General features: G+C 71.2%; 30 protein-coding genes. 23 read left to right on the top strand and 7 right to left on the bottom strand.

The genetic code is table 11. The annotated features are described in order from the left end of the window. Positions 1-155: 155 nt before the first annotated feature. From ALMP_RS30650 to dnaK, 4 genes are all read left to right on the top strand, one after another. On the top strand, positions 156-2,243 hold the full coding sequence (locus ALMP_RS30650) for a phage holin family protein (RefSeq protein ID WP_264934131.1): 2,088 nt from the start codon (positions 156-158) through the stop codon (positions 2,241-2,243). Between the two features lie 146 nt (positions 2,244-2,389). Continuing rightward, the gene (locus ALMP_RS30655; RefSeq protein ID WP_264934132.1) at positions 2,390-2,818 is read left to right on the top strand and encodes an OsmC family protein; all 429 of its coding nucleotides are present in this window, start codon (positions 2,390-2,392) and stop codon (positions 2,816-2,818) included. A gap of 170 nt (positions 2,819-2,988) precedes the next feature. Continuing rightward, complete coding sequence (locus ALMP_RS30660; protein WP_264934133.1) at positions 2,989-3,747, top strand: glycerophosphodiester phosphodiesterase family protein; 759 nt, start codon at positions 2,989-2,991, stop codon at positions 3,745-3,747. Positions 3,748-3,840: 93 nt separating this feature from the next. Beyond that, positions 3,841-5,712, top strand: a complete 1,872-nt coding sequence (dnaK, locus tag ALMP_RS30665; protein ID WP_264934135.1) for a molecular chaperone DnaK — start codon at positions 3,841-3,843, stop codon at positions 5,710-5,712. Positions 5,713-5,742: 30 nt separating this feature from the next. Here dnaK and ALMP_RS30670 read toward each other — a convergent pair whose 3' ends face one another. Beyond that, entirely contained in the window at positions 5,743-6,606 is an 864-nt protein-coding gene (locus ALMP_RS30670) for a helix-turn-helix transcriptional regulator (protein WP_264934137.1), read from the bottom strand. 361 nt (positions 6,607-6,967) lie between these two features. On the opposite strand from ALMP_RS30670, the gene ALMP_RS30675 reads away from it, so the two are divergent. Next, the gene (locus tag ALMP_RS30675; RefSeq protein WP_264934139.1) at positions 6,968-7,393 is read left to right on the top strand and encodes a hypothetical protein; all 426 of its coding nucleotides are present in this window, start codon (positions 6,968-6,970) and stop codon (positions 7,391-7,393) included. Between the two features lie 24 nt (positions 7,394-7,417). Here ALMP_RS30675 and ALMP_RS30680 read toward each other — a convergent pair whose 3' ends face one another. Continuing rightward, positions 7,418-8,302: a helix-turn-helix domain-containing protein gene (locus ALMP_RS30680; RefSeq protein WP_264934141.1), complete on the bottom strand. Its 885-nt coding sequence runs from the start codon at positions 8,300-8,302 to the stop codon at positions 7,418-7,420. A gap of 293 nt (positions 8,303-8,595) precedes the next feature. Here ALMP_RS30680 and ALMP_RS30685 point away from each other — a divergent pair, with 293 nt between their 5' ends. Both ALMP_RS30685 and ALMP_RS30690 read left to right on the top strand, forming a co-directional pair. Beyond that, positions 8,596-8,901, top strand: a complete 306-nt coding sequence (locus ALMP_RS30685; protein ID WP_264934142.1) for a 4a-hydroxytetrahydrobiopterin dehydratase — start codon at positions 8,596-8,598, stop codon at positions 8,899-8,901. 23 nt (positions 8,902-8,924) lie between these two features. Then, the gene (locus ALMP_RS30690; RefSeq protein ID WP_264934144.1) at positions 8,925-9,686 is read left to right on the top strand and encodes a class I SAM-dependent methyltransferase; all 762 of its coding nucleotides are present in this window, start codon (positions 8,925-8,927) and stop codon (positions 9,684-9,686) included. Here ALMP_RS30690 and ALMP_RS30695 read toward each other — a convergent pair. The 4 genes from ALMP_RS30695 to ALMP_RS30710 form a co-directional block, all read right to left on the bottom strand. Then, complete coding sequence (locus ALMP_RS30695) at positions 9,637-10,134, bottom strand: hypothetical protein (protein WP_264934146.1); 498 nt, start codon at positions 10,132-10,134, stop codon at positions 9,637-9,639. The two genes, ALMP_RS30690 and ALMP_RS30695, sit on opposite strands and share 50 nt — an antisense overlap. Next, positions 10,134-10,610 carry a hypothetical protein gene (locus ALMP_RS30700; RefSeq protein WP_264934147.1) on the bottom strand — a complete coding sequence of 159 codons (477 nt, stop codon included), beginning with the start codon at positions 10,608-10,610 and terminating at the stop codon, positions 10,134-10,136. The genes ALMP_RS30695 and ALMP_RS30700 overlap by 1 nt, the downstream gene beginning before the upstream one ends. 36 nt (positions 10,611-10,646) lie before the next feature. Further along, complete coding sequence (locus tag ALMP_RS30705; protein ID WP_264934149.1) at positions 10,647-12,017, bottom strand: N-terminal phage integrase SAM-like domain-containing protein; 1,371 nt, start codon at positions 12,015-12,017, stop codon at positions 10,647-10,649. A gap of 424 nt (positions 12,018-12,441) precedes the next feature. Next, positions 12,442-12,855, bottom strand: coding sequence for a hypothetical protein (locus ALMP_RS30710; RefSeq protein WP_264934151.1), 414 nt, complete (start codon positions 12,853-12,855; stop codon positions 12,442-12,444). A 176-nt stretch (positions 12,856-13,031) separates the two neighbouring features. Here ALMP_RS30710 and ALMP_RS30715 point away from each other — a divergent pair, with 176 nt between their 5' ends. The 15 genes from ALMP_RS30715 to ALMP_RS30785 all read left to right on the top strand — a co-directional run bounded on the left by ALMP_RS30715 (position 13,032) and on the right by ALMP_RS30785 (position 20,040). Further along, positions 13,032-13,295, top strand: coding sequence for a helix-turn-helix transcriptional regulator (locus ALMP_RS30715; RefSeq protein WP_264934152.1), 264 nt, complete (start codon positions 13,032-13,034; stop codon positions 13,293-13,295). 3 nt (positions 13,296-13,298) lie between these two features. Continuing rightward, entirely contained in the window at positions 13,299-13,607 is a 309-nt protein-coding gene (locus tag ALMP_RS30720; protein ID WP_264934153.1) for a DNA-binding protein, read from the top strand. A 170-nt stretch (positions 13,608-13,777) separates the two neighbouring features. Further along, positions 13,778-14,131, top strand: coding sequence for a hypothetical protein (locus ALMP_RS30725; protein ID WP_264934155.1), 354 nt, complete (start codon positions 13,778-13,780; stop codon positions 14,129-14,131). Between the two features lie 134 nt (positions 14,132-14,265). Further along, the gene (locus tag ALMP_RS30730; protein ID WP_264934157.1) at positions 14,266-14,787 is read left to right on the top strand and encodes a hypothetical protein; all 522 of its coding nucleotides are present in this window, start codon (positions 14,266-14,268) and stop codon (positions 14,785-14,787) included. After that, a complete protein-coding gene (locus ALMP_RS30735) occupies positions 14,784-15,185 on the top strand; it encodes a hypothetical protein (protein ID WP_264934158.1) in 402 nt (133 codons plus the stop codon). Before ALMP_RS30730 ends, ALMP_RS30735 begins: the two co-directional genes overlap by 4 nt. 184 nt (positions 15,186-15,369) lie before the next feature. Next, the gene (locus ALMP_RS30740; protein ID WP_264934159.1) at positions 15,370-15,603 is read left to right on the top strand and encodes a hypothetical protein; all 234 of its coding nucleotides are present in this window, start codon (positions 15,370-15,372) and stop codon (positions 15,601-15,603) included. Continuing rightward, entirely contained in the window at positions 15,600-15,974 is a 375-nt protein-coding gene (locus ALMP_RS30745) for a hypothetical protein (RefSeq protein WP_264934160.1), read from the top strand. The genes ALMP_RS30740 and ALMP_RS30745 overlap by 4 nt, the downstream gene beginning before the upstream one ends. Beyond that, positions 15,971-16,483, top strand: a complete 513-nt coding sequence (locus ALMP_RS30750) for a hypothetical protein (RefSeq protein ID WP_264934162.1) — start codon at positions 15,971-15,973, stop codon at positions 16,481-16,483. Before ALMP_RS30745 ends, ALMP_RS30750 begins: the two co-directional genes overlap by 4 nt. Continuing rightward, a complete protein-coding gene (locus tag ALMP_RS30755) occupies positions 16,480-16,710 on the top strand; it encodes a hypothetical protein (protein WP_264934164.1) in 231 nt (76 codons plus the stop codon). Before ALMP_RS30750 ends, ALMP_RS30755 begins: the two co-directional genes overlap by 4 nt. Further along, on the top strand, positions 16,707-16,883 hold the full coding sequence (locus tag ALMP_RS30760) for a hypothetical protein (RefSeq protein ID WP_264934166.1): 177 nt from the start codon (positions 16,707-16,709) through the stop codon (positions 16,881-16,883). The genes ALMP_RS30755 and ALMP_RS30760 overlap by 4 nt, the downstream gene beginning before the upstream one ends. Continuing rightward, positions 16,880-17,728 carry a hypothetical protein gene (locus ALMP_RS30765; protein WP_264934168.1) on the top strand — a complete coding sequence of 283 codons (849 nt, stop codon included), beginning with the start codon at positions 16,880-16,882 and terminating at the stop codon, positions 17,726-17,728. The genes ALMP_RS30760 and ALMP_RS30765 overlap by 4 nt, the downstream gene beginning before the upstream one ends. A gap of 1 nt (position 17,729) precedes the next feature. Continuing rightward, the gene (locus ALMP_RS30770) at positions 17,730-18,737 is read left to right on the top strand and encodes a hypothetical protein (RefSeq protein ID WP_264934170.1); all 1,008 of its coding nucleotides are present in this window, start codon (positions 17,730-17,732) and stop codon (positions 18,735-18,737) included. Between the two features lie 78 nt (positions 18,738-18,815). Beyond that, positions 18,816-19,523: a 3'-5' exonuclease gene (locus ALMP_RS30775; protein WP_264934172.1), complete on the top strand. Its 708-nt coding sequence runs from the start codon at positions 18,816-18,818 to the stop codon at positions 19,521-19,523. Further along, positions 19,520-19,870, top strand: a complete 351-nt coding sequence (locus ALMP_RS30780; RefSeq protein ID WP_264934174.1) for a hypothetical protein — start codon at positions 19,520-19,522, stop codon at positions 19,868-19,870. The genes ALMP_RS30775 and ALMP_RS30780 overlap by 4 nt, the downstream gene beginning before the upstream one ends. After that, complete coding sequence (locus ALMP_RS30785) at positions 19,867-20,040, top strand: hypothetical protein (protein ID WP_264934175.1); 174 nt, start codon at positions 19,867-19,869, stop codon at positions 20,038-20,040. The genes ALMP_RS30780 and ALMP_RS30785 overlap by 4 nt, the downstream gene beginning before the upstream one ends. A gap of 57 nt (positions 20,041-20,097) precedes the next feature. On the opposite strand, the gene ALMP_RS30790 is transcribed toward ALMP_RS30785, so the two are convergent. After that, on the bottom strand, positions 20,098-20,292 hold the full coding sequence (locus tag ALMP_RS30790) for a hypothetical protein (RefSeq protein WP_264934177.1): 195 nt from the start codon (positions 20,290-20,292) through the stop codon (positions 20,098-20,100). A 196-nt stretch (positions 20,293-20,488) separates the two neighbouring features. Between ALMP_RS30790 and ALMP_RS30795 the strand changes: the two genes are divergently transcribed. Next, the coding region (locus ALMP_RS30795) for a helix-turn-helix domain-containing protein (RefSeq protein ID WP_264934179.1) at positions 20,489-20,977 on the top strand (489 nt) is incomplete at its 3' end.

Genomic DNA, 20,977 nt, shown 5'->3' on the forward strand with positions numbered 1-20,977 from the left:
GACGGACGCCGACCGCCGGATACGACGGACGCCGGACGGGACGGGCGCGGGGGGCGTCGGGCACGGCGCACGTCGAACGCGGGTGCGACAGGCCGTGTGACAGGGTGGGGCACAGGCCCGCGGCGACGACGGGCGGATGGCGAGGTGGACGGGGCGTGGGCACAGGACGTTGGCGGCGGGCCGTCAGCCAGGCCGGGCGGAGCGTCGCGGTGTGGGGTGTGTCCACGATCACAATGCTGGTGCTGGCCGGCATCCTGCCGGACTTCCGCCTCCAGTCGCCCGACGGCGACAGCTCCACCACCATCGCCGTCACCGCCGCCATCGGCGCCGGAGTCTTCGGTCTTCTCTCCGCCCTGGTGTGGCCGCTGCTGGTGCGGCTGCTGCTGCTCGTGCCGGCCCTCGTCCTCGGCCTGCTGGTGTTCTTCCTCAACGGCTCGCTGCTGCTGCTCGCCCTGCGGCTGACCCCCTCCGGGGAGAGCGAGGCGGCCCCCGAGACCGCTGTCATCGTCGCCGCGGTGATGTCCGCCGTGGCCTCCGCGACCGGCGCCGCGCTGGCCGTCCGCGACGACGACGCCTACCGGCGCCGCCTGTACCGCCTCGCCGACCGCCGCCGCGGCAGCGGGCCGGCCTGCCCCGCCACCCCCGGCACCCTCTTCCTGCAACTCGACGGCGTCGGTTACGACGTCCTGGACACCGCCGTCGGCAAGGGCCTGATGCCGACCGTCGCCCGCTGGCTCGGCCACGACCCGGACGGTTCGGCGCACCCCCGCCCCACCCACCGCCTCACCCCCTGGCGCACCGACTGGTCCAGCCAGACCGGCGCCAGCCAGCTCGGCATCCTGCACGGCAGCAACCACGACGTCCCCGCCTTCCGCTGGTACGAGAAGGACACCCGGGAGGTCATGGTCTGCAACCGGCCCACCAGCGCCGCGGAACTCCAGCGCCGTGCCGTCCGGCACACCGGCGACGGCGGACTGCTCTCCGCCGACGGCGCCAGCCGCGGCAACCTCTTCGGCGGCGGCGCCGACCAACAGGCCCTGGTGCTGTCCATCGCCGCCCGGCGGCGCAGCCGCGAGACCCGCTCCCGGGCCGGCTACTTCGCGTACTTCTCCGACCCGGCCAACGCCGTGCGCACCGCCCTGTCGTTCGTCGCCGAGGTCGGCCGCGAGATCGGGCAGTCCACCCGCGCCCGCCTGGCCAAGCAGCGCCCGCGCGTGGCACGCGGCGGCCTCTACCCCTTCGTGCGGGCCTTCGCCACCGTCGTCGAACGGGACGTCGTCGTGGCGGCCGTCATGGGCGACATGCTCGCCGGCCGCACCGCCGTCTACGCCGACCTCGTCGCCTACGACGAGGTCGCCCACCACTCCGGGCCGCTCAGCCGCGACGCCGAGCAGGTCCTCGCCCGCCTCGACCGGTCGCTCGCCCTCATCGAGAACGTCGCCGAGCACGCGCCCCGCCCGTACCGGATCGTCGTCCTGTCCGACCACGGACAGAGCCCCGGGGAGACGTTCCGCGCCCGCTACGGCCTCACCCTCGGCGACCTGGTGCGGGCCGGCTGCGGGCTGCCCGTGCCGCGCCGCGCCGAGCGCACCCACAGCGGCGCCGAGGCCCGCGCGGCCGTCCGGGCGGCGTTGCGCCGGCCCGTCGAGGAGGCCGGCGAAGAGCACCGCCCGTCCCGCGACTCCGAGCCGATCGTGCTGGCCTCGGGCAACCTGGGCCTGATCTCCTTCCCGGACGTCCCGCACCGGATGAGCAAGGAGGAGATCGACGCCCGCCACCCCGCCCTGCTGCCCACGCTCGCCAACCACCCCGGCATCGGCTTCCTGCTGGTGCGCAGCGAGGAGCACGGCGGGGTCGTGCTCGGCGCGTACAACACGGAGATCCCCCTGGACCGGCTCGACGAGGAACCGGGCCCGCTCGCCGGGTTCGGCCCGGGAGCCGTCGACGCCGTCCGCCGCACCCACTCCTTCCCGCACACCGCCGACATCATGGTCAACTCCTTCCACGACCCGGCCGACGGCGAGGTCCTCGCCTTCGAGGAGCAGATCGGCTCGCACGGCGGCCTCGGCGGCGCCCAGGGCAGGCCGTTCCTGCTGTCCCCGCTCGCCCTGACCGCACCCGTCGAGGACGGCGAGGACCTGATCGGCGCCGAGCACGTCCACCGCGTGCTGCGCCGCTGGCTGCGCGACTCCAACGGGCCGCAGGTGCCGGTGGAGACGGCGCCGGAGGAGCGCGCCGCCTGAAACGAGCACGCGCATCCGAGCCGCCAGGGCCGTCAACTGCCGTTCACCGCGCGTGGGAGGGTCCGCCGCGTGCGGTGAGACGGAGTGTGATCGGATGGGGGCACGGACACCCGTTCCGACGGGACACCCACGCGAAAGGAATAACCGTGGCCACCACGCGCTCCGCACACACCGTCTGGGAAGGCAGCCTGATCGAGGGCAACGGCGTCGTCACCTTCGACTCCTCCGGTGCCATCGGCGAGCAGCCCGTGACGTGGGCCGCACGCACCCAGGAGGCGAACGGCAAGACCAGCCCCGAGGAGCTGATCGCCGCCGCCCACTCCAGCTGCTTCTCGATGGCCTTCTCGCACGCCCTGGCCGGGGCCGGCACCCCGCCCACCAAGCTCGTCACCTCGGCCGACGTCACCTTCCAGCCGGGTGAGGGCATCACCGGCATCCACCTCACCGTGGAGGGCACCGTCCCGGGCCTGGACGAGGACGCCTTCCTCGCCGCCGCCGAGCAGGCCAAGGTCAACTGCCCGGTCAGCCAGGCCCTGAAGGCCGTGCCGATCACGCTGTCGGCGAAGCTCGCCTGACACCGCTCCGCCCGCGACCGCGGGACGAACCGGCCGGTCGCACACCCTGTGACCGGCCGGTTCGCGTGAGGAGGGGCCGGTGCGTCCGGGGAGGGGCGGCCGGTTCGCGCGGGGGAGCGGTCGGGTATAGAGGGGCGGAAGCAACGGCCCCGGCGCCCGAAGGGACACGCATGCCGTCACGACCTGCCGTCTCCGCCCACCGCGGCGGCTCCGAGCGCTGTGGCCCCGCCACCCGCGAGGCCTACGAGGACGCGCTCGCCTCCGGAGCCGAGTACGTCGAGTTCGACATCCGGCGCACCGCCGACGGCGTGTTCGTCGTCCACCACGACCCGCGCGTGGGCCCGGCGGGACCACCACTGTCGGCGATCACCCATGCCGAGCTGTGCGCACGCGCCGGGTACGCCGTACCCGTCGTCGAGGAGGTCATGGCCCTGGCCGCCGGGCGGCTGGTGGGACACCTCGACCTGAAGGAGACCGGGTACGAGCGTGAGGTGATCGACCTGGCGGTGGCGCTGCTCGGCCGGGACGGGTTCGTCGCCACCACTCTGGAGGATCGTTCCGTCGCCGAGATCACCCGGTCCTTCCCCGGGGTGCGCACCGCCCTGTCGCTGGGGCGCGACCGCCGGGAGATCGCGCCCGCCCGGCTGGCGGCGACCCGGGCCGGTGAGCTGTTCCCGCTGCGCCGCCTGCGTGCCTGCGGGGCGCACGGGGTCGCCGTGCACCAGCGGCTGGCCCGCGCCACCGTGCTGCGCGGAGCGGCCCGCAACGGCCTGTTCACCATGGTGTGGACGGTCAACGACGACGCCGGCCTGCGGGCCTTCCTGGCCGACGGGCGGGTCGACGTGCTGATCACCGACCGGCCGCGGCGGGCCGTGGAGCTGCGCGGGGATCCGCATCGAAACCTCGCCGCGGGGCACCTGTCATCGTGAGCTCCTGACCTCGGCGGGCCATGGACGCGAGTCCGCTCCCGCTGTGTGCCGGGAGGCGTCGAGCGCGGGGCTCCCTGGCGGAAGGGGACAGCGATGGGACGTCCGGTCGGGATCGATCTCGGGACCACGAACTCGGTGGTGGCCGTGCTGGAGGGCGGCGAACCCACGGTCATCGCGAACGCTGAGGGGGCGAGGACCACCCCGTCGGTCGTGGCCTTCGCCAAGAACGGCGAGGTGCTCGTCGGGGAGGTCGCCAAGCGGCAGGCGGTCACCAACGTCGACCGCACCGCCCGGTCCGTGAAACGCCACATGGGCGACGCCCACTGGCGCTTCCCCGAGCAGGGCTCCGTCGACGGCACCCGCTACCGCGCCCAGGAGCTGTCCGCCCGCGTCCTGCAGAAACTGAAGCGGGACGCCGAGTCCTACCTGGGCGAGGACGTCACCGACGCGGTGATCACCGTGCCCGCCTACTTCGACGACACCCAGCGGCAGGCCACCAAGGAGGCCGGGGAGATCGCCGGGCTGAAGGTGCTGCGGATCATCAACGAGCCGACCGCCGCCGCCCTCGCCTACGGCCTCGACCGCGGCGAGGAGCAGACCGTGCTCGTCTTCGACCTCGGCGGCGGCACCTTCGACGTGTCCCTCCTGGAGATCGGCGACGGCGTCATCGAGGTCAAGGCCACCAACGGCGACACCCACCTCGGCGGCGACGACTGGGACCAGCGGATCGTCGAGCACCTGGTGAAGAAGTTCAAGGGCCAGAACGGCATCGACCTCTCCGGCGACAAGATGGCGCTGCAACGGCTGCGCGAGGGCGCCGAGAAGGCGAAGATCGAACTGTCCTCGTCCTCCGAGACGACCATCAACCTGCCCTACATCACCGCCTCCGCCGAGGGCCCCCTCCACCTCGACGAGAAACTGACGCGCGCTCAGTTCCAGGAGCTCACCGCCGACCTGCTCGACCGCTGCCGGACGCCCTTCGATCAGGCCGTGAAGGACGCGGGCATCAAGCTGTCCGCGATCGATCACGTCATCCTGGTCGGCGGCTCCACCCGAATGCCCGCGGTGACCGATCTGGTACGGGAGTTGACCGGAAAGGACCCGCACAAGGGCGTCAACCCCGACGAGGTGGTGGCCGTCGGCGCCGCCCTCCAGGCCGGCGTCATCCGCGGCGACGTCAAGGACGTCCTGCTGCTCGACGTGACCCCGCTCTCCCTCGGCATCGAGACCAAGGGCGGCATCATGACCAGGCTCATCGAGCGCAACACCACGATCCCCACCCGGCGTTCGGAGATCTTCACCACGGCCACCGACAACCAGCCCTCCGTCGGCATCCAGGTCTACCAGGGCGAACGCGAGATCGCCGCGTACAACAAGAAGCTCGGCGTCTTCGACCTCACCGGACTGCCGCCGTCCCCGCGCGGGGTGCCGCAGATCGAGGTGGCCTTCGACATCGACGCCAACGGCATCATGCACGTCTCCGCGAAGGACCTCGCCACCGGCCGCGAACAGAAGATGACCGTCACCGGCGGCTCCGCCCTGCCCAAGGAGGACATCGACCGCATGATGCGGGAGGCGGAGCAGTACGCGCAGGAGGACCGGCGGCGCCGGGAGGAGGCCGAGACCCGCAACCAGGCCGAGCAACTCGTCTACCAGACCGAGAAGTTCCTGCGGGACAACACCGACCGGGTACCGGCCGACACCCGGGGCGAGGTCGAGACGGCCGCCGCGGAGGTCAAGCGGCTGCTGGCGGAGAACGCCGGCACCGACGCCCTGCGCGACGGCGTCGACAAGCTCGCCGCCGTCAGCCAGAAGATGGGCCAGGCGATGTACGCCCAGGCCGCCGACCAGCGGCAGCCGACCGCCGAGGAGCACACCTCGCCGCAGGACGACGACCAGGTCGTCGACGCGGAGATCGTCGACGAGGACCGCGACGAACGGGACAGGCGGGGCGGAGCCGCCTGACGCGCGGACGGCGCGCGCCGGGGGCCCCGGTCACAGGTCGCCGCGGAACTCCCGCAGCAGCTGCTCGGTGCGCCGCGCCGACGCGGCGTGCGTCGTCAGATGGTCGAGGACCTCCAGGTGCGCGGAGACCTCCTTGCGCGAGTCCAGGTACAGGGCGCCGGAGACGTACTCGGTGACGACCATGTCGGGCAGTTCCGGCTCGGCGAACCGGAACAGCGAGAACGGCGCCGACAGCCCCGGGTGCGGCCCGCTCGCGAACTCGGCGATCTGCAGGGTGACCCGGTCGTGCCCGGCGTACTCCAGCAGCTTGTCGATCTGTTCGTACATGACGGCGGCGTCGACGCTCACCGGGCGGCGCAGCACCGTCTCCTCCATCACCACCCACAGGTGGGGCGGGTTCGCGCCGTCGAGCAGCCGCTGCCGGGCCATGCGCAGCGACACGTGCCGTTCCAGCGCCTCCGGGCTAGTCTGCCCCACCGTCCCGGCCTCCAGGACGGCCCGCGCGTACGCCTCCGTCTGGAGCAGCCCCGGCACGAAGTGCGGCTCGTAGGAGCGGATCAGCCGGGCCGCGCCCTCCAGGCTCACGTACAGGCTGAACCACTCCGGCAGCACGTCGTGGAACCGCTGCCACCAGCCCGGCCGGTTCGCCTCCTCGGCGAGGTCGACGAACGCGCGCGCCTCGTCCTCCGGCACCCCGTACGTCTCCAGCAGCACCTGCACGTACGGGATCTTCAACGAGACCTCGGCCGTCTCCATGCGCCGTACGGTCGCGGGGGCGACGCGCAGGGCGCGGGCCGCCTCCTCGCGGCCGAGGCCCGCCGCCTCACGCAGCTCCTGCAACCGCCTGCCGAGTACCACCTGGCCCACCGTGGGCGCGGGCCGCCGTTCACTCACGCCACGTCTCCCCTACGTGTCGAGGACGCGGGCCAGTGTGTCATGTTCCGGCCCTGCTCTCACCGGTCCGACGGTGAGGAACTCGCCACCACGGGTGCCCTCCGGGGCGGCAGGCTCCACAACAGGCCCCCCCGGTGTGCTCCACAGCCGGCCCTCGGAGTGCTCCTCGACAGGCCCCAGGAGGATCCGCGACAGGGCCCCGAGGGGGTGGCGGGCGCATTACCTCGCGGGTAATCGACCGGGTGCCGGCGCGCGGGGGATCGTGAGGGCACCGGGTTCCGGGCCGGCGCACTCCGGTCCGGAATCCGGGGCGCCCACCCCGCGCCGCCGCCGACTCGACCACGACGGAGGGTGATTCCCCATGTCCGCCACCCAGCCCACTGCGCTCACCGCCCTGGCCCGCACCGCCGAGCCGCACACCGCGCTGCGCCGCTTCCTCGCCCTGGACGCCGTGGTGACCGGGGTCAACGGCATCGCCTACCTCGCCGCCTCCGGCCCGCTCGGCCGTCTCCTCGGCGTGGACTCCGGGCTGCTGCTCGTCCTCGGCCTGGTCCTGGCGGTGTACGGGGCCGGGGTGGGCCTGCTCGCCTCCCGCCCCCACCCGGCCACGCTGCCCGTGCGGCTGGTGGTCGAGGGGAACATCGTCTGGTCGGTCCTGAGCCTCGTCGCGCTCACGGTGTGGCTGTCGCCGACCACGGTCGGTGGGGTGTGGACGGTTCTCCAGGCGCTGACCGTGGCCGGGTTCGCCGGGCTCCAGCACTACGCCCTGAAGGCGCGCCAGAGCTGACCTCCCGCATCGGCTGACCGGCGGTCAGCCGACCAGGGACTGGAGGTACTTCACCGTCGCCGGGTCGGCCGGGAGCATCGTCTCGATGGCCAGCTCGGCGACGGTCACGTCCATGGGCGTGTTGAACGTGGAGATCGACGAGGTGAACGACAGCGTGCGGCCCCCGTGCTCGATCTGCATGGGCAGCGCGAAGTACGGCACCGCCGGGGCCGGTTCACGGTCCGCGGCGCTCTCCGGCACCGGGTAGGCGGTCACCTCCTCGTACAGCGCCCGCAGCTCGGCCGAGCGGTGCAGGGCGATCTGCCGTTCCATCTGGGCGAGCAGATGGCCCCGCCACTCGCGCAGATTGCGGATGCGCGGCGCGAGCCCCCGCGGGTGCAGCGTCAGGCGCATCGCGTTGATCGGGGGCGTGAGCAGGAACTCGGGGACGCCCTCCAGCAGCATGGTGATCCCGCGGTTCGCGGCCTGGACGTCGTACACCGCGTCGACCACCATCGCCGGATACGGCTCGTAGCCCTGGATCAGCCGCTCCATGCCAGCGCGCAGCGTCTCCAGCGCCGGGTCGTCGAGCGGGGTCTCCCGGTAGTGCGGGGCGTAACCGGCCGCCAGCAGCAGCGCGTTGCGCTCCCGTACGGGGATGTCGAGGTGCTCGGCCAGCCGCAGGATCATCTCCTCGCTGGGCCGGGACCGGCCGGTCTCGATGAAGCTGATGTGCCGGGCGGAGGAGTCCGCGCGCAGCGCCAGCTCCAGCTGGCTGACCCGCCGCCGCTCCCGCCAGGCCCGCAGCAGCGGGCCGACACCCTGCCCGGGGCCCGGTCCGGGGCCGCCCTGTCCGGCGCCCCGCGCGGCATTGCGGACGGCGGGGGCGGCGACGGCGAGGGGCGCGGGGTCGGTCATGCCGGTGGTCATGCCTACGACCGTAGTGGAGAGGCGGGCCGGGCCACGAGCCCGCACCGGCGCGGACCACACGGTCGGCCGCCCGCCGACGGGGCGGCCGGGGGACGGACACCCGGTGAACACGCGGCCGGGGTACCCGCCGGCCGGGCGTGCGCGAGCAGGTGCCCGCGCCACCCGCAGGCGTATCCGCCCCGCTCCCGGGAAAGCCTTCTGACCAGGGCCGCCGTCGCCCGGCTGTGGCAGGCTGGACGGGTAGCACGCCCCCCCCCGAGACGGGTACGGGACCCCCACGAAGGGAGCCGGCCATGGCCGTCGAACCGCTGTCGCAGAAGGAGATCGAGGACCGGCTGGCGGAGCTGCCCGGATGGTCCCTCGACGCGGGCCGGCTGACCCGCTCCTACCGCCTCGCCTCCCACTTCGCCGCGACCGCCCTGGTCATCCATGTCGCGCAGATCCAGGAAGAGCTGAACCACCACTCCGAGCTCACCCTCGGCTACGACACGGTGTCCCTCGCGGTGCGGACCCACAGCGCGGGCGGCGCCCTCACCGAACGGGACTTCGAGCTGGCCCGCCGGGTGGCGGAACTGGCGCCGGGCCACGGCGCCCACTGACCTCGGGGGACAGGGGGGCCCGCATGCTGGACTACGACAAGGAAGCCGAACGCTACGACGCCTCGCGCGGCGGCGAGCCCCGGGCGGCGGCCGCCGCCGAGGCCGTGCTCGGGCTGGTGCCGGGCGGGGTGCGCAGCCTGCTCGACGTCGCCTGCGGCACCGGCATCGTCCCCCGCCGGCTCGCGGCGGGCCGCGACGGGCTGCGGGTGACCGGCGTCGACCTCGCCTCCGCGATGGTCCGCCAGGCCGCCGTACGCCTGCCCGGTGCCGTCGTCCGGGCCGACGGCCGCCGACTGCCCTTCCGGGACGGTGAGTTCGACGCCGTGAGCAGTGTGTGGCTGCTGCACCTGGTGGAGCCCGCCGCGGACGTGCGCGGGATCGTCGCCGAGTGCGCGCGGATGCTGCGGCCCGGCGGGGTGTACGTCACCACCGTCGACAAGGCCGCCGCGCACAACGTCGGCAGCGACATCGACGCCGTGCTCGCCTCCCGGCCGCGCAGCGCCGCCCGCGACGAGGCGGCGCTCGTCGAGTCGTACGCCGTCGCCTGCGGCCTGGTCCCGGCGGGGCAGGCCCGCTTCCCGGGCCGGGGCCAGGGCCGCAGCCCGCGCCGCACCATCGCCGACCTGCGACGCGGCTGGTTCGTCACGCTGCCGCCCGGGGAGCCGCTCGCGGAGCGGTTCGCCGAGCGGCTGGCCCGGCTGCCCGACCAGGACCGGCCCCGGCCCGACCCCTGGTTCACGCTCCGGGCGTTCCGCAAGCCGGCCGGGCCGTCGGGGGACGCGTGAAGTCCATGATCCAGTTGGTCACCCAGGTCCGACCGCCGTCCACCGAGAACGCCTGCTCCCAGCGGGCCGAGGCCGGGGACACCCCCGACCACACGAAGCGGACGCGCACGTCCCGGCCGTCGTGGGTGTCGTCGCCGTGGAACTCGCCCCGGTCGCCCGTGAAGTGACCGGACACGGGCGGGAACAGCCGTCCCGTGGTGCTGGAGGACCAGTGCAGCGACCACAGCTTCGTCGACGGGTCGAACAGCCGCAGCGTCAGCCCCTTCGCGCCGAGGTGCGGCATGTCGATCTCGTCGATGTTCGCCGCGCCGTCGAACAGCGGCCGGCAGTGGCTGGTGCTGCTGAACTCCGGCTCCCACGGGCTGTCGGGGTCGAGGAAGTCGGTGCGACGGCGGTGGACGCAGTGCCAGTCGCCGTGGAAGAAGTCGAAGTCGTGCGGGCCGCTCATCAGTGCTCTCCGGTGGTCACGGCGGTCAGTGAGTCGTGCACGTAGGCGTCCACGTCGGGGACCTGCGGGGACAGCAGGTGCCGTACCCACGCGTCCCGTTCGTGCACGATCGGCGGCAGCTCCCACACACAGCCGATCCACGGCTTGTCCGTGACGACGAAGTGGGTGGGGTCACGGTCCGGGCAGCCCAGCACCGGCTGGCCCGCCGCCGCGCCCCCGAAGTGCAGGACGTTGTCCCAGACCCAGCTGTACGCGTTCAGATAGGCGCCGTCGTCGTCGCCCCGGTGCAGCACGACGAAGGTGACCGGCGCGGTCCCGTCCGGTTCCGGCAGCAGCTCGGGCAGGATCGCGTACGCCGCCCGCTCCACCTCGGGCGCGATGCCCGCGGGGTCGGCGGTGACGTGGTAGCGCTTGATCCGCCGTCCCGCCACCTCGATGGGCGGCGGCACGGTCAGGAGTTTCTCCTTGAAGGCCATGGCGCGACGCTAGGACCGCTCCACTGACATCCTGTGTCATTTAAGCTCAAGCGAAGGAAGCCCACTGAACAGCGAAAACGACCCCTCAAGAAGATCATCTGGGAGACCGATGGGAAACGGAGGCATCCACAACCCCGCCGCCACAACCCGCTTCTCCCACACACCCTGAAGGTACTCCACAACCCGACGCTCCATCGCCAGAGTCACCTCGCTGTACACACCCGCCATGCCCGGCATCTCATGCCCCATCCGGGCCTCCTTCGCCACATCCGCGATGTCAGCCCCCGGCTCGTCCAGCAGCGCCTTGTGCCAGTGCCTCAGCCGGTAGATGTCCTGCCCTGCCATCTCCTCCACCGCCGGCAGCGCTGCATGGGCGTACCGTTCGTACCCGGGCCGTGGCTTGCGTTCTTCCCTGCCGTCCCTGATGGGGTACCAGTAGTTCTTCGTGAAGCCGACGCTCAGCAGATGCTTGCCGGTCTGGGAAATGAACAGCCACGGCTTGTCGTGCGACGCCAGAAGCGCCTCATGCTGCTCATGAAGGAATGGGGGAATCACGAGAGACCTGTGGCTGTCATACTTCGGCGCCGCCAGAACCGCTTTCCCGCCGGAGTAGTACGTCTGATGCTGCACCCGCAGCACGTGCATTCCGTCGTACCGCCGTGCCTCTTTCCGCCGGTCCCGGTCCGGATCTGAAGCCGGCCAGTGCACCGACGTGAATCCGCGCTGGAGACCCTGGGTTTCTCCCGGGGGCCGCATGCCTGTGAAGGCGATGGTCCAGATGTAGGACCAGCCTGAGTAGCCGAAGACGTGGTAGGCATTGACGGCCAGCTGGTGCACAGCCTCGATGGGCAGCTCGCTCTTGGCGCGCCGTGTCAGCTTCTTCTCGTACCGGCCGCGGTGCCTCTGGTCGATGACCGGGGTTTCGTCGCGGAGCTTGTACTTGAGGACGGCGTCGTCCATGAGCATGCGGAACACGCTGAGCACGCCCCGCTTGTACAGCTCCGAGTATTTCTTCCCGACGAACGATTTGAACCGGTCGTACTCAACGGGCGTGATCTGGCCGACGGTCCAATGCCTCCAGTACGGCTTGATGACCGCGTTCAGAATCGACTCGTACTTGTCCATGGTCCTGGTGCGCAGGTCCAGAGAGCTGAACCAGATGTCGCAGTACTCCACCATGTTCATCTCGACAGACTTCGGGCGATGCCGGTTGTTGCGCACATCGGATTCCCGGTCGAGGCCAAATTTGTAGGCCTCATCCTCGTCCTGGAAAGGGACGCCCGGCTCAGGCCCGCTCGCGCTCTCGTACTTCTTGCGCTTCGTCGGCTTGCCGTCGGCGTCAAGGTGGTACTCGCCACCCCACCACTTCACGCGGATCGAGTTGCCGCGCGCCTCCACAGAAGGCATGCCATCCCCCTTGCAGTGAGTTAAACGCGGATGCGCCGGCGTAGCACCCCTGCCGCCGGCCTCCGCGTGCGGATTGCTTACTCTGTCGTGCCGACTGGGCAGCCGCGACAGGTTCTGCAATCCCGGTCCTGACCTTTCATGAACCGCCTGACACGAGCCTGAACCTCGCGGTCATCAGCGGCCTTTGGGGTCAGGACGCATACCCTCTCGCCGTCTACTTGGGTCGGGTATCCGAGGATATTCGGCCCAAGATCCAGGTTGATGGCATAACTCACCGGTCCCCCTTTTGTCGCAGGACCTCCCCGGGTGGACCGCCAGACTTACACGTGTGACGGCTCCGCAACAGAGTGTTGCTGAAGTTTCGGCAGCGACGGAAGGTCACAATCAGGTTACGGCGAAAAGGTTGTACGCCGATCACGCCTGATCAGTCGCCGTCCCTCAACTGATCGACCCTTCGCAACGCCTTCACAAACCTGTCGACGAAGTCGTCCACTTCGCCGATCGGAGTCCTCGGCATCGCTGCCCTCGCCGCCTCGTAGGCGGTCTTGCGCACCTCCTCCTCTGACGGCTCCGGGGCGATTGGGGCGTCTGGAAAGAGCTCTGCGGCGAGGAACGGCTCGCCGCCTTCCGCGATCAGGACGCAGCTGCCGGTGACCCAGCCGAGCGCTCTGTCGACCTTCGCGTAGGTCAGCTCGCGGACCTCCAGCCCCTCCTCGACGCGCTTCCACGTGTTGCGGGTGACGCCGGCGGCGGCCGCCGCGGCGTCGCGCGAGGAGTACTGCTCATGTCGGTGCGCCTTCACGCGCTTCGCGAGGCGGTCTAGATCACGAGTTGCCATGTCGACATCTTCGCAGGGCTAGCCAGTTCCAACCAGTTCCAACCAGGTAAACGACCGGTTTTTGTGATACCTCGGGTAACCCCCAACCATCACCGCCTCACCCTCAGGGTTACTTCGGGTCATCTGCATCCATCAAGGGGTAGACAACCAGTGTCAACTAGGGTTAGTTTCTACTCATGCACCAACCGCTGACCTACGAGGTCAACGGGGACGCGATCCGCGAGGAGCGCATGCAAGCGGGGCTCACGCAAACCGAGCTGGCCGACAGAGCGGGAATCAGCCCCCGCTACGTCAGCCACCTGGAAAACGGCACCCGCAGACGCATGGGCCCCAAGACGTACAAGCGCCTCCGCCAAGTCCTCAACGCGACCGATGCACGCCTCCGGCGAACGCCTCCTCGCCCCACCGAGGACCCACCCCCACGCCACGAAAGGAACTGAGCCGTGTCCACGGACAAGAGCAAGTACCACCAGCCGCAGCCACCGGCCGATCCCAACCAGGAGTTCATGACCGTTCAGGAGACGGCCTACGTCCTGCGTTGCGGCATGGCCTGGCTGCGGCAGCTCCTGCGGGACAACCCGCACCTGTGCGGCCGGAACGGTCACGGCCGCAGCGGGAAGATCGTCACCGATCGTGAGCAGCGCGCCGCGATCCACGCGATCCGCAGCGCCGGCGACCCGCGTCAGGGCCGCACGATCCCGCGTCAGCGCCGCCGCCCGGCTGCCCGCAAGCCGGTTTCGGCCGCCGCCTGACTCCCCGAACACGCCGAAGGGCCGCCCGACTTTGCCCGGCCTGGCGACCCCACGACTCGGCGCCACACCACTCAGAAAGTGAGGCCACCGTGGCCACATCATCTCAGACCAGCAGCGGGGTTCTGCCGCTGCATCGGTCGCCGCAGGCGCGACCGACGACTGTGCCGGCGGTGTTTCGGGCGGCGGCCCGGATCCTCGCGGCGAACGGCTTGTACCAGGGCGACTTCGTCCCGGACGCCTTCGACCGGGAGATGTGCGTGCCGCACTTCCTGCGGCCGATGAGCATCGTGGCGGCGCTGAAGTGCGCGACGACGGGTGACCCGCACCTGACGTCGCTGCTGGCGGACAAGGCGATCGCCGTGCTGGCGCTGCGGCTGGAGGTCGACGGCGAGGGCCCGCTGTTCGGCGGGATCTTCGACTTGGAGGCCCACGTGGACGCGTGGGGCGATCTGGAGGGTCGGACGACGGAGTCGGCGGTCTCGATGCTGGAGGCGGCTGCGGGCGCGTGCGGGGTGGCGGCGTGAGCGGGCCGGAGACGCACGACCCGCTGGTCGTGAACACGCAGGACGGTTGCTGCTGGGAGCGTCGTGCGGTGACGCGTGGCGGGCGTGGCCTGTACGTGGTGGCGGGTACGCCGCGTTGTTGTCCGGAGTATGTGATGGCGACGCTGCCGGAGTTGGCGGAGCACGGCCTGGCGGGTATGGCGTTCGCACTGCCGGTGCCGGCGGGCGACGCGCCGCAGCGGGACGCCGAGGACGAACCCGTCGACGTATTCGTGCCGCGCACCGAGCGGTCGTACTGGGTGGACATCGCTGCCGCTCTCAACGCCGCGCACTCCGTTGGGATGCCGGTCGGTATCGACCTCGACGGGACCCTGACGGACCGCACCGCGTGGTCCGTGGTCTGGGACCGGGAGGCCGAGCAGTGGATGGTCGCCGGGTACGACGAGGAAGCCAACGAGTTGCGGTCGTGCTGCGCCGGACCGGAATGCACCTGCACGGCGTCCTCCCCGCAGGACGACCTGTACGTCGCACCAGCTGTCGAGGACGTGGCGCCGCAGGTGCAGAAGCTGCGGGCGCTCCTGGCTGGTCAGCGTGAGGGGAACGGTGAGTTCCACGACGCGCTGCACCACTCGTACCGGGTGTCGCACGACCTGCCCGAGACGGGGGGTGGCCAATGACCGACACCCGCCGCGCGATGCTTACCGTCGCCGACCACGCCGAAAACGCGGACGACTGCCGCCTGCTGCTCGCCATGCTCGGGCTCTCCGCACCCGCACCGAAGCGGCGGAGAGGGCGGCCGCCTGTGGATCACGGGCACGGTGACCGCCGCACGTACGCCAAGGGCTGCCGCTGCGCGGACTGCCGCGACGCGAACCGCCTGCACCAAGCTGAGCTTCGCGCGAGGTGGAAGAACGACCCGTCCAGCGCGGATCGGGCTGGGCACGGGAAGCCGTCGACGTACAAGAACCACGGGTGTCGGTGTGCCGAGTGCACGGCCGCGAACACGGCGGACGTCATCGCGTACAAGGCGCGGCGTCGTCAGCGTGAGGCGCTGGCTGAAACGGCAGGTGCCTGATGTACGACACGCATTCGCCTGCTGAGTGGGCTGCTGTGTTCGCTGTCGCTGCTCTTGTGTGGGCGCCTGGCGCTGCTGCTGTTGCCGTTCTGGCTCCGGTCGGCGTTGCCGCTCTTCTGCGTGATGCCGCCGTGTCGGTGGCCGCGCTCCTCATGCTCGCCACGATCACCCCGGAGAGTGCCCGATGAAGTACCGCGCCGTACTCACCCAGACCGCCTCGTGCGTCGTCGAGTTCGAGGCCCCGGAGGACGCCACCCCGGAGCAGCTCGAAGCCGCCGCGTTGGAGGCCGAGACCCCGACCCTGTGCCACTACTGCGCGTCGTCGGACCGCAACCAGTCGCTGAACATCGACGGCGACTGGGAGTTGTTCCGCGACGAGGACGGCAAGCCGGAGATCGCCGTGGACGGTGACCGGTGAACAGCTACCGCATTGACGGGCCGGTCCCGTTCACCGTGTCCGCGACCGAGCGGGGCGCCGAGATCAACATCGAGCGCTACCTGGTTCGTGCCCTGTTCGCCGCGCTGTTCGAGGCGGCCGACAACGACCCGCACGGGTTCGGCGCCGAGTTCGCCGACATGCACGCCCTGGCGATCTCGGCGCAGCACGGCGGCAAGGACTCGCACGCTCGGCACGAGTTCGACGAGCGGATGGAGCGCTACCTCCGCGAGTTCGTCGGCGAGCCCGTGATCGAGCTGTACGGGGACGGGGTTCGGCAGTTGCGGGACGCGATGACGGAGATCGCGGCGCCGCGCGCGGTGCCCGGCCAGCAGGACCGGAGGACGGCATGAGCGCCCGCGACGAGCTGGCCACGCCGCCGGACTTCTTCCGGCCCGGACGCACGTACACGACCGACGAGCCGTTCCGCGCTCCTGAGGACCGCCCCAACTTCCAGTGCGTGGCCGTCGCCATCCACCCCACCATGGGCAGCCGCCGGGCCCTCGGGTTCGAGCAGCCCGGGTCGGGCCGTACGTGGAAGTCCGCTTCGCTTCGGGACGACGAGTGGGCGGATGGCTGGGTCGACGTCACCGAGGGCGGCGCGGGCGTGCCGCAGACGATGGCTGTCGATCCGGATCGTCTGTACCGGGACGCGTACGCCACCGGCCGCGACCACGCGGGCGCGCTCGGCTGGCGCCTCAACGCCTTCACCCCCGTGTTCACCCGCAGCGACGGCACCGACAAGCCCGTGTCCGAGCTGCGCTGCACCTGCGGCGTACTCCTCCAGCACGTGGGGGAGGCGAGTCTCCTCGACCTCGCCGCGATGGCCGCCCGCCACGACTGCCAGGACGGTTCCCGGTGAGCGCCCGGGAGCAGCGTCTCGCTGACCTCCTGGACCTGCTCCAAGCCGAGCCCGGCCGCTGGAGCGCGGGCCGCCTCCACCGCAGGCGGCGCGCGGCCGGGGGTCCGGTGCAGCGGGGGACCGCTCGCCGGGACCTGGCCGAACTCGCCCGCCGCGGGCACCTGGTCGAGCGCGGCCCGGCCGACGGCCGCTGGTACGAGCCCAAGTCCGAGGAGGTGTCCCAGTGAGCATCCGCTACCTGGCCACCGTCCTCACGGCCGCCGCCCTCGCCGTCACCGCGACCGCACTGGCCCCGATCGACGACGCGGCTACCGCGAGCTGCCTCGCCATCGTCGCCGGGAACCTCGCGGCCCTGGCCGCCCTGCTCTACCCCAACCACCGGAAGGACACCAGCCGGTGACCCAGCCCAAGCACGCCCGCGAGACCGAGCGAGGCCGCTACTACCTCGACCCCGCCGGCGGACCGGACCTCGTCTCGGTCACCAACGTCATCGACACCGCGGTGAACAAGTCCATGGCGCTGGTGCCGTGGGGCGTGAAGCTCACCGTCGAGTACACCCTCGACCGGTGGAACGTCCTCGCCGAACGTGTCACCGACGACCGGACCGAGCTGGTCAAGGAACTCAAGGCCGTTCACAGGAGCGTTCGTGAGCAGGCCGCCGACCTCGGCGACCGCGTCCACGACGTAGCCGAAGCCCGCGCCCTGCGCGCACCGATTCCGAACGACCCCGAAGTCCTGCCGTTCCTCGCCCAGTTCGACCTGTGGCTCGCGTCGTGGGGCATCGACCTCGACGAACACATCGTGGCCACCGAGATCACCTGCCTGCACCGACGGTTGGGCTACGCCGGCACCGCCGACCTCATGATCTGGCTGCCGACCGGGCCGGGCGGCCGGCTGGAGCTGTGGCTGATCGACTACAAGTCGTCCGCCACCCGCTCAGCCCGGTCGGTGTACCCGGAGAACACGCTCCAGCTCGCCGCGCTCCGCTACTGCGAAACGGTCCTCCTGCCCGACGACACCGAGCAGCCGATGCCCCGCATCGAACGCACCGGCGTCCTCAACCTGCGCGCCGCCTCGCACGCCCTGGTCCCGATGCCCGCCGGCCGGGAAGCCCACCGCGCCTTCCGCGGCGCGCTGGAAACCACGAAGTGGCTGCACGCCGCGCCTTCCACCTATCCCGCCCTGTTCGCTCCCGGGCACGAGCCCAAGCCCCGGCAGCGACGCACGACTCGAAAGGCCGCCTGACATGGGTGCCCGACTCCGCAACATCCAAGCCCGCGCCGCCGAGCACGGCCGCCTGCGTACCGGCTACACCCAGGGCAACCGCCCCATGCGCTCGGCAACCTGGGTCGTCACCTCGCACAGCGAGGAGCACGTCCGCCGCGCGGCTGAACTGTGGGGCGGTGAGCCCGAGCAGTGGGCGCCGCTCAACTCCACGATCTCCCAGTGGCGCGTCATCACCAAGGCGTCCAGCATCGAGGCGCTCATCACCCCCGGCGACCCGCTGAACCAGTACAACGAGATGTGGTCCAAGGGCGGCTGCCAGCGCCGCTGCGACGGCGAGACCGAACTCCTCACGCGGCAGCCGTGCATCTGCCTCGCCCGGTTCGGCGAGGACTGGCACCAGCAGCGCAAGGGCACCGTGTGCTCGACCACGTCCCGGCTGAACGTGATGCTGCCGGACCTGTCTGGGATGGGCATGTGGCGAGCCGAAACCCACTCTTTCTACGCGGCGCAGGAGTGGGGCGGCATGGTCGACATGGTCCTCGCCGGGACTGACGGCAAGGGCTTCATCCCGGTCAACCTGCGGATCGAGCCGCGGCAGCGCGTGGCGAACGGGGAGACGAAGAAGTTTCCCGTCGTCGTGGTCGAGCTGCGCAACATCACCCCGCGGCAGGCGCTGGCCGGTCCGATGACTGCGGCAACCGCGCTGGCCCCGGCCAGGCAGGCGCGGGCGGCGATCGAGGCGCCCAAGGGCCCCGACTGGATCGCCGACGCGCGCGGCTGCCTCACCTCCGACGACGTCCGCGACCTGTGGATGGACGCCCGGCAGGCAGGCGCCGTGCACCCGAAGGGCACGGACCCGCTGTCGAAGCAGCTGATGGAGATCGCTGCGGAGAAGGACGCCGAGAACGCGCGCCCGGCTGGCGAGCCGGAGCCGGACGAGGACGGCGCTTACGAGGCGGAGTTCGTCGACGACGGCGAGCGGGAGCCCGCCGGGTGGCCGGCCGTGGCACGGCCCGGCAGCAAGTAGCCCGCACACCAGGTGGCCGCCCCCGCGGGTATCGGGGGCGGCCTGGCCCAAGGCAACCACACAGCAAGGAGAACCACCATGTGGCACACAGGCCGATTGGCCGGCTTCGACACCGAGTCCACGGGCATCGACGTTGAGACGGACCGCATCGTCACCGCAGGCATCGTCGAGGTCGGCGGCAGCACCCCGCCGGCCGCCGCGAACTGGCTGATCAACCCGGGCGTGGAGATCCCGGAGCAGGCCACGGCCGTGCACGGCATCACCACCGAATACGCCAGGGCCCACGGCCAGGACGCGGCGGAGGGCATCGCCGAACTCGTCGACGGCCTTGTCCAACTCGTCCTCGCCGGGACCCCGCTGGTCATCATGAACGCCCCCTTCGACCTGACCCTGCTGGACCGTGAAGCTCGCAGGTACGGCATCAAGACCCTCACCGACATCGTCGGCGACGAACTCCACGTCGTGGACCCCCGCGTCCTCGACAAGCGGGTCGACCCGTACCGGCGCGGCAAGCGCACGCTGACCGACCTCTGCGCGCACTACCAAGTCCAGCTTGAAGGTGCCCACTCTGCGGACGCTGACGCGCTCGCTGCCTGCCGGGTCGCGTGGCGGATCGCCTCCCAGTACGGCGAGATCGGCAACGCGTTCCTCCACGAACTGCACGAGCAGCAGGAGGACTGGGCGGCTGCGCAGGCTGCGTCGTTCCAGGCGTACCTGCGGAAGGCAAACCCAGACGCCGTGGTGGACGGCTCGTGGCCGCTGCGCCCGGTGGGGGGTGCGGCATGAGGATCGTCAGCGCCGCCAAACACGCCGCTCTCCAGACCCTCCAGCAGCGCACCGCCGCCGCCCTGGAGAAGACCTCCGCCGCCCTGGAGAAGGCCGAGAAGCTCGCCGCGGACCGGCAGGCCACCATCACCCAGCAGCGCGCCGAACTCGCCCGGCTGCGCGACGAGCGCCCGGACAGCCCCGTCCAGCAGCCGCAGCCCGTCCAGGGTGACGCGGAACTCCTCCGTCAACTCGACCTGGCCCAGCGCACGATCCGCGCCCTCGCACAGCGGGTCGACGACTTGCAGGCGTCGCACATCGCGGACACACGCGAGCTGCACGACCTGCGGCAGGAGGCCACGCGGTGAGCGCCTTCCACGCGGCGGTGGGCGGAACGCTGTCCGCGCTCGGTGTCGGCATGGTCATGGTCGCCCGCACCTGGCCGGCGCCGGGCAGGCATCGGGCGCGGGTGATGGACGACGAAGCGCTCCTCACTCTCGTCGCCGAACACGGACCCGTCACCGAGGTCGGCCAGTAGCCGCACACGACAAAGCCCCGCCGAAACGGGGCCAAGACGAGGAGAGGAGGAGCGGTGTCAGGAGTCGGCGATGTTGCGGGCGGCGCCGGCGTCGCGTTGGCGCTTCCGCCACGCCGCGACCTCCTTCTTGATGTACATGCGCAGGTCGTCGGACCGCGAGATGCCCTTTTCATCGCACACCGCTTGGTACGCGCTCCAGTCCTCGTTGGAGACGCGCACTACACGGTTGGGCATCGGGTCGCGGGTTGCCATGCCAAAAGGCTAGCTGATCACCAGCGGCCCCGTCGAGACGGCGCATTGCGTTACGAGTGCACCATGGTCGCAAATTGCATATGCATTATGCCACCAAAGCGGGTAGGATCTTCCATGCAGGGTCCGCCCAGCAGACCGCCATGAACCAGCGGCTTTTCTCCGCATGCCCTGATCAGCACGATCGAGAGAAGGACCGTTGAGCACCGATGCCATGAAGTGGGCCATCGAGCTCGCGCCACCCATGCCGGCGCAGCTCGTCGCCACGCTGACGGGACTGGCGAACCACGCCGACAGCAATGGGCGGGGCGCGTACCCGTCCCTGGCCAAGCTCGCGGCGTACACCTGCAAGTCCGAGCGGTCCGTGCGCCGCGACCTCCGCCAGCTCGAAGAGCTCAAGCTCATCCGGCCCGGAGACCCGGCGAAGGTCGCCCACCTTCCCGTCGACAAGCGTCCCGAGGTCTACGACCTGGCCATGGAGCGCTCCGTTCCCGGAGGCCGCGCAGGGGGCGACGAGGAGACGCGGGCGTCCGCCCGGACGCTGGCGTCCTCCCGTGAGCGAGGCCGCGCAGCCCGTGAAGCGAAGAGGGCCAGGTCAACCAGCGGATCCCCCTCGGAGCGGGCGGACGTGGACGACCGGGGGGACGTGGACGTCCGCCCGGACGCCGACGTCACGAGCGGGGGGACG

It is taken from the genome of Streptomyces sp. A012304, assembly GCF_026008495.1.
GTDB lineage: Bacteria > Actinomycetota > Actinomycetes > Streptomycetales > Streptomycetaceae > Streptomyces.

Excerpts from the sequence above, each read along its gene's own strand:
- ALMP_RS30660 (WP_264934133.1), top strand. The coding sequence starts at position 2,989 with ATGCCGTCACGACCTGCCGTCTCCGCCCACCGCGGCGGCTCCGAGCGC.
- dnaK (WP_264934135.1), top strand. The coding sequence starts at position 3,841 with ATGGGACGTCCGGTCGGGATCGATCTCGGGACCACGAACTCGGTGGTG.
- ALMP_RS30675 (WP_264934139.1), top strand. The coding sequence starts at position 6,968 with ATGTCCGCCACCCAGCCCACTGCGCTCACCGCCCTGGCCCGCACCGCC.
- ALMP_RS30680 (WP_264934141.1), bottom strand. The coding sequence starts at position 8,302 with ATGACCACCGGCATGACCGACCCCGCGCCCCTCGCCGTCGCCGCCCCC.
- ALMP_RS30685 (WP_264934142.1), top strand. The coding sequence starts at position 8,596 with ATGGCCGTCGAACCGCTGTCGCAGAAGGAGATCGAGGACCGGCTGGCG.
- ALMP_RS30690 (WP_264934144.1), top strand. The coding sequence starts at position 8,925 with ATGCTGGACTACGACAAGGAAGCCGAACGCTACGACGCCTCGCGCGGC.
- ALMP_RS30695 (WP_264934146.1), bottom strand. The coding sequence starts at position 10,134 with ATGAGCGGCCCGCACGACTTCGACTTCTTCCACGGCGACTGGCACTGC.
- ALMP_RS30700 (WP_264934147.1), bottom strand. The coding sequence starts at position 10,610 with ATGGCCTTCAAGGAGAAACTCCTGACCGTGCCGCCGCCCATCGAGGTG.
- ALMP_RS30705 (WP_264934149.1), bottom strand. The coding sequence starts at position 12,017 with ATGCCTTCTGTGGAGGCGCGCGGCAACTCGATCCGCGTGAAGTGGTGG.
- ALMP_RS30710 (WP_264934151.1), bottom strand. The coding sequence starts at position 12,855 with ATGGCAACTCGTGATCTAGACCGCCTCGCGAAGCGCGTGAAGGCGCAC.
- ALMP_RS30715 (WP_264934152.1), top strand. The coding sequence starts at position 13,032 with ATGCACCAACCGCTGACCTACGAGGTCAACGGGGACGCGATCCGCGAG.
- ALMP_RS30730 (WP_264934157.1), top strand. The coding sequence starts at position 14,266 with ATGGCGACGCTGCCGGAGTTGGCGGAGCACGGCCTGGCGGGTATGGCG.
- ALMP_RS30735 (WP_264934158.1), top strand. The coding sequence starts at position 14,784 with ATGACCGACACCCGCCGCGCGATGCTTACCGTCGCCGACCACGCCGAA.
- ALMP_RS30740 (WP_264934159.1), top strand. The coding sequence starts at position 15,370 with ATGAAGTACCGCGCCGTACTCACCCAGACCGCCTCGTGCGTCGTCGAG.
- ALMP_RS30750 (WP_264934162.1), top strand. The coding sequence starts at position 15,971 with ATGAGCGCCCGCGACGAGCTGGCCACGCCGCCGGACTTCTTCCGGCCC.
- ALMP_RS30770 (WP_264934170.1), top strand. The coding sequence starts at position 17,730 with ATGGGTGCCCGACTCCGCAACATCCAAGCCCGCGCCGCCGAGCACGGC.
- ALMP_RS30775 (WP_264934172.1), top strand. The coding sequence starts at position 18,816 with ATGTGGCACACAGGCCGATTGGCCGGCTTCGACACCGAGTCCACGGGC.
- ALMP_RS30780 (WP_264934174.1), top strand. The coding sequence starts at position 19,520 with ATGAGGATCGTCAGCGCCGCCAAACACGCCGCTCTCCAGACCCTCCAG.
- ALMP_RS30790 (WP_264934177.1), bottom strand. The coding sequence starts at position 20,292 with ATGGCAACCCGCGACCCGATGCCCAACCGTGTAGTGCGCGTCTCCAAC.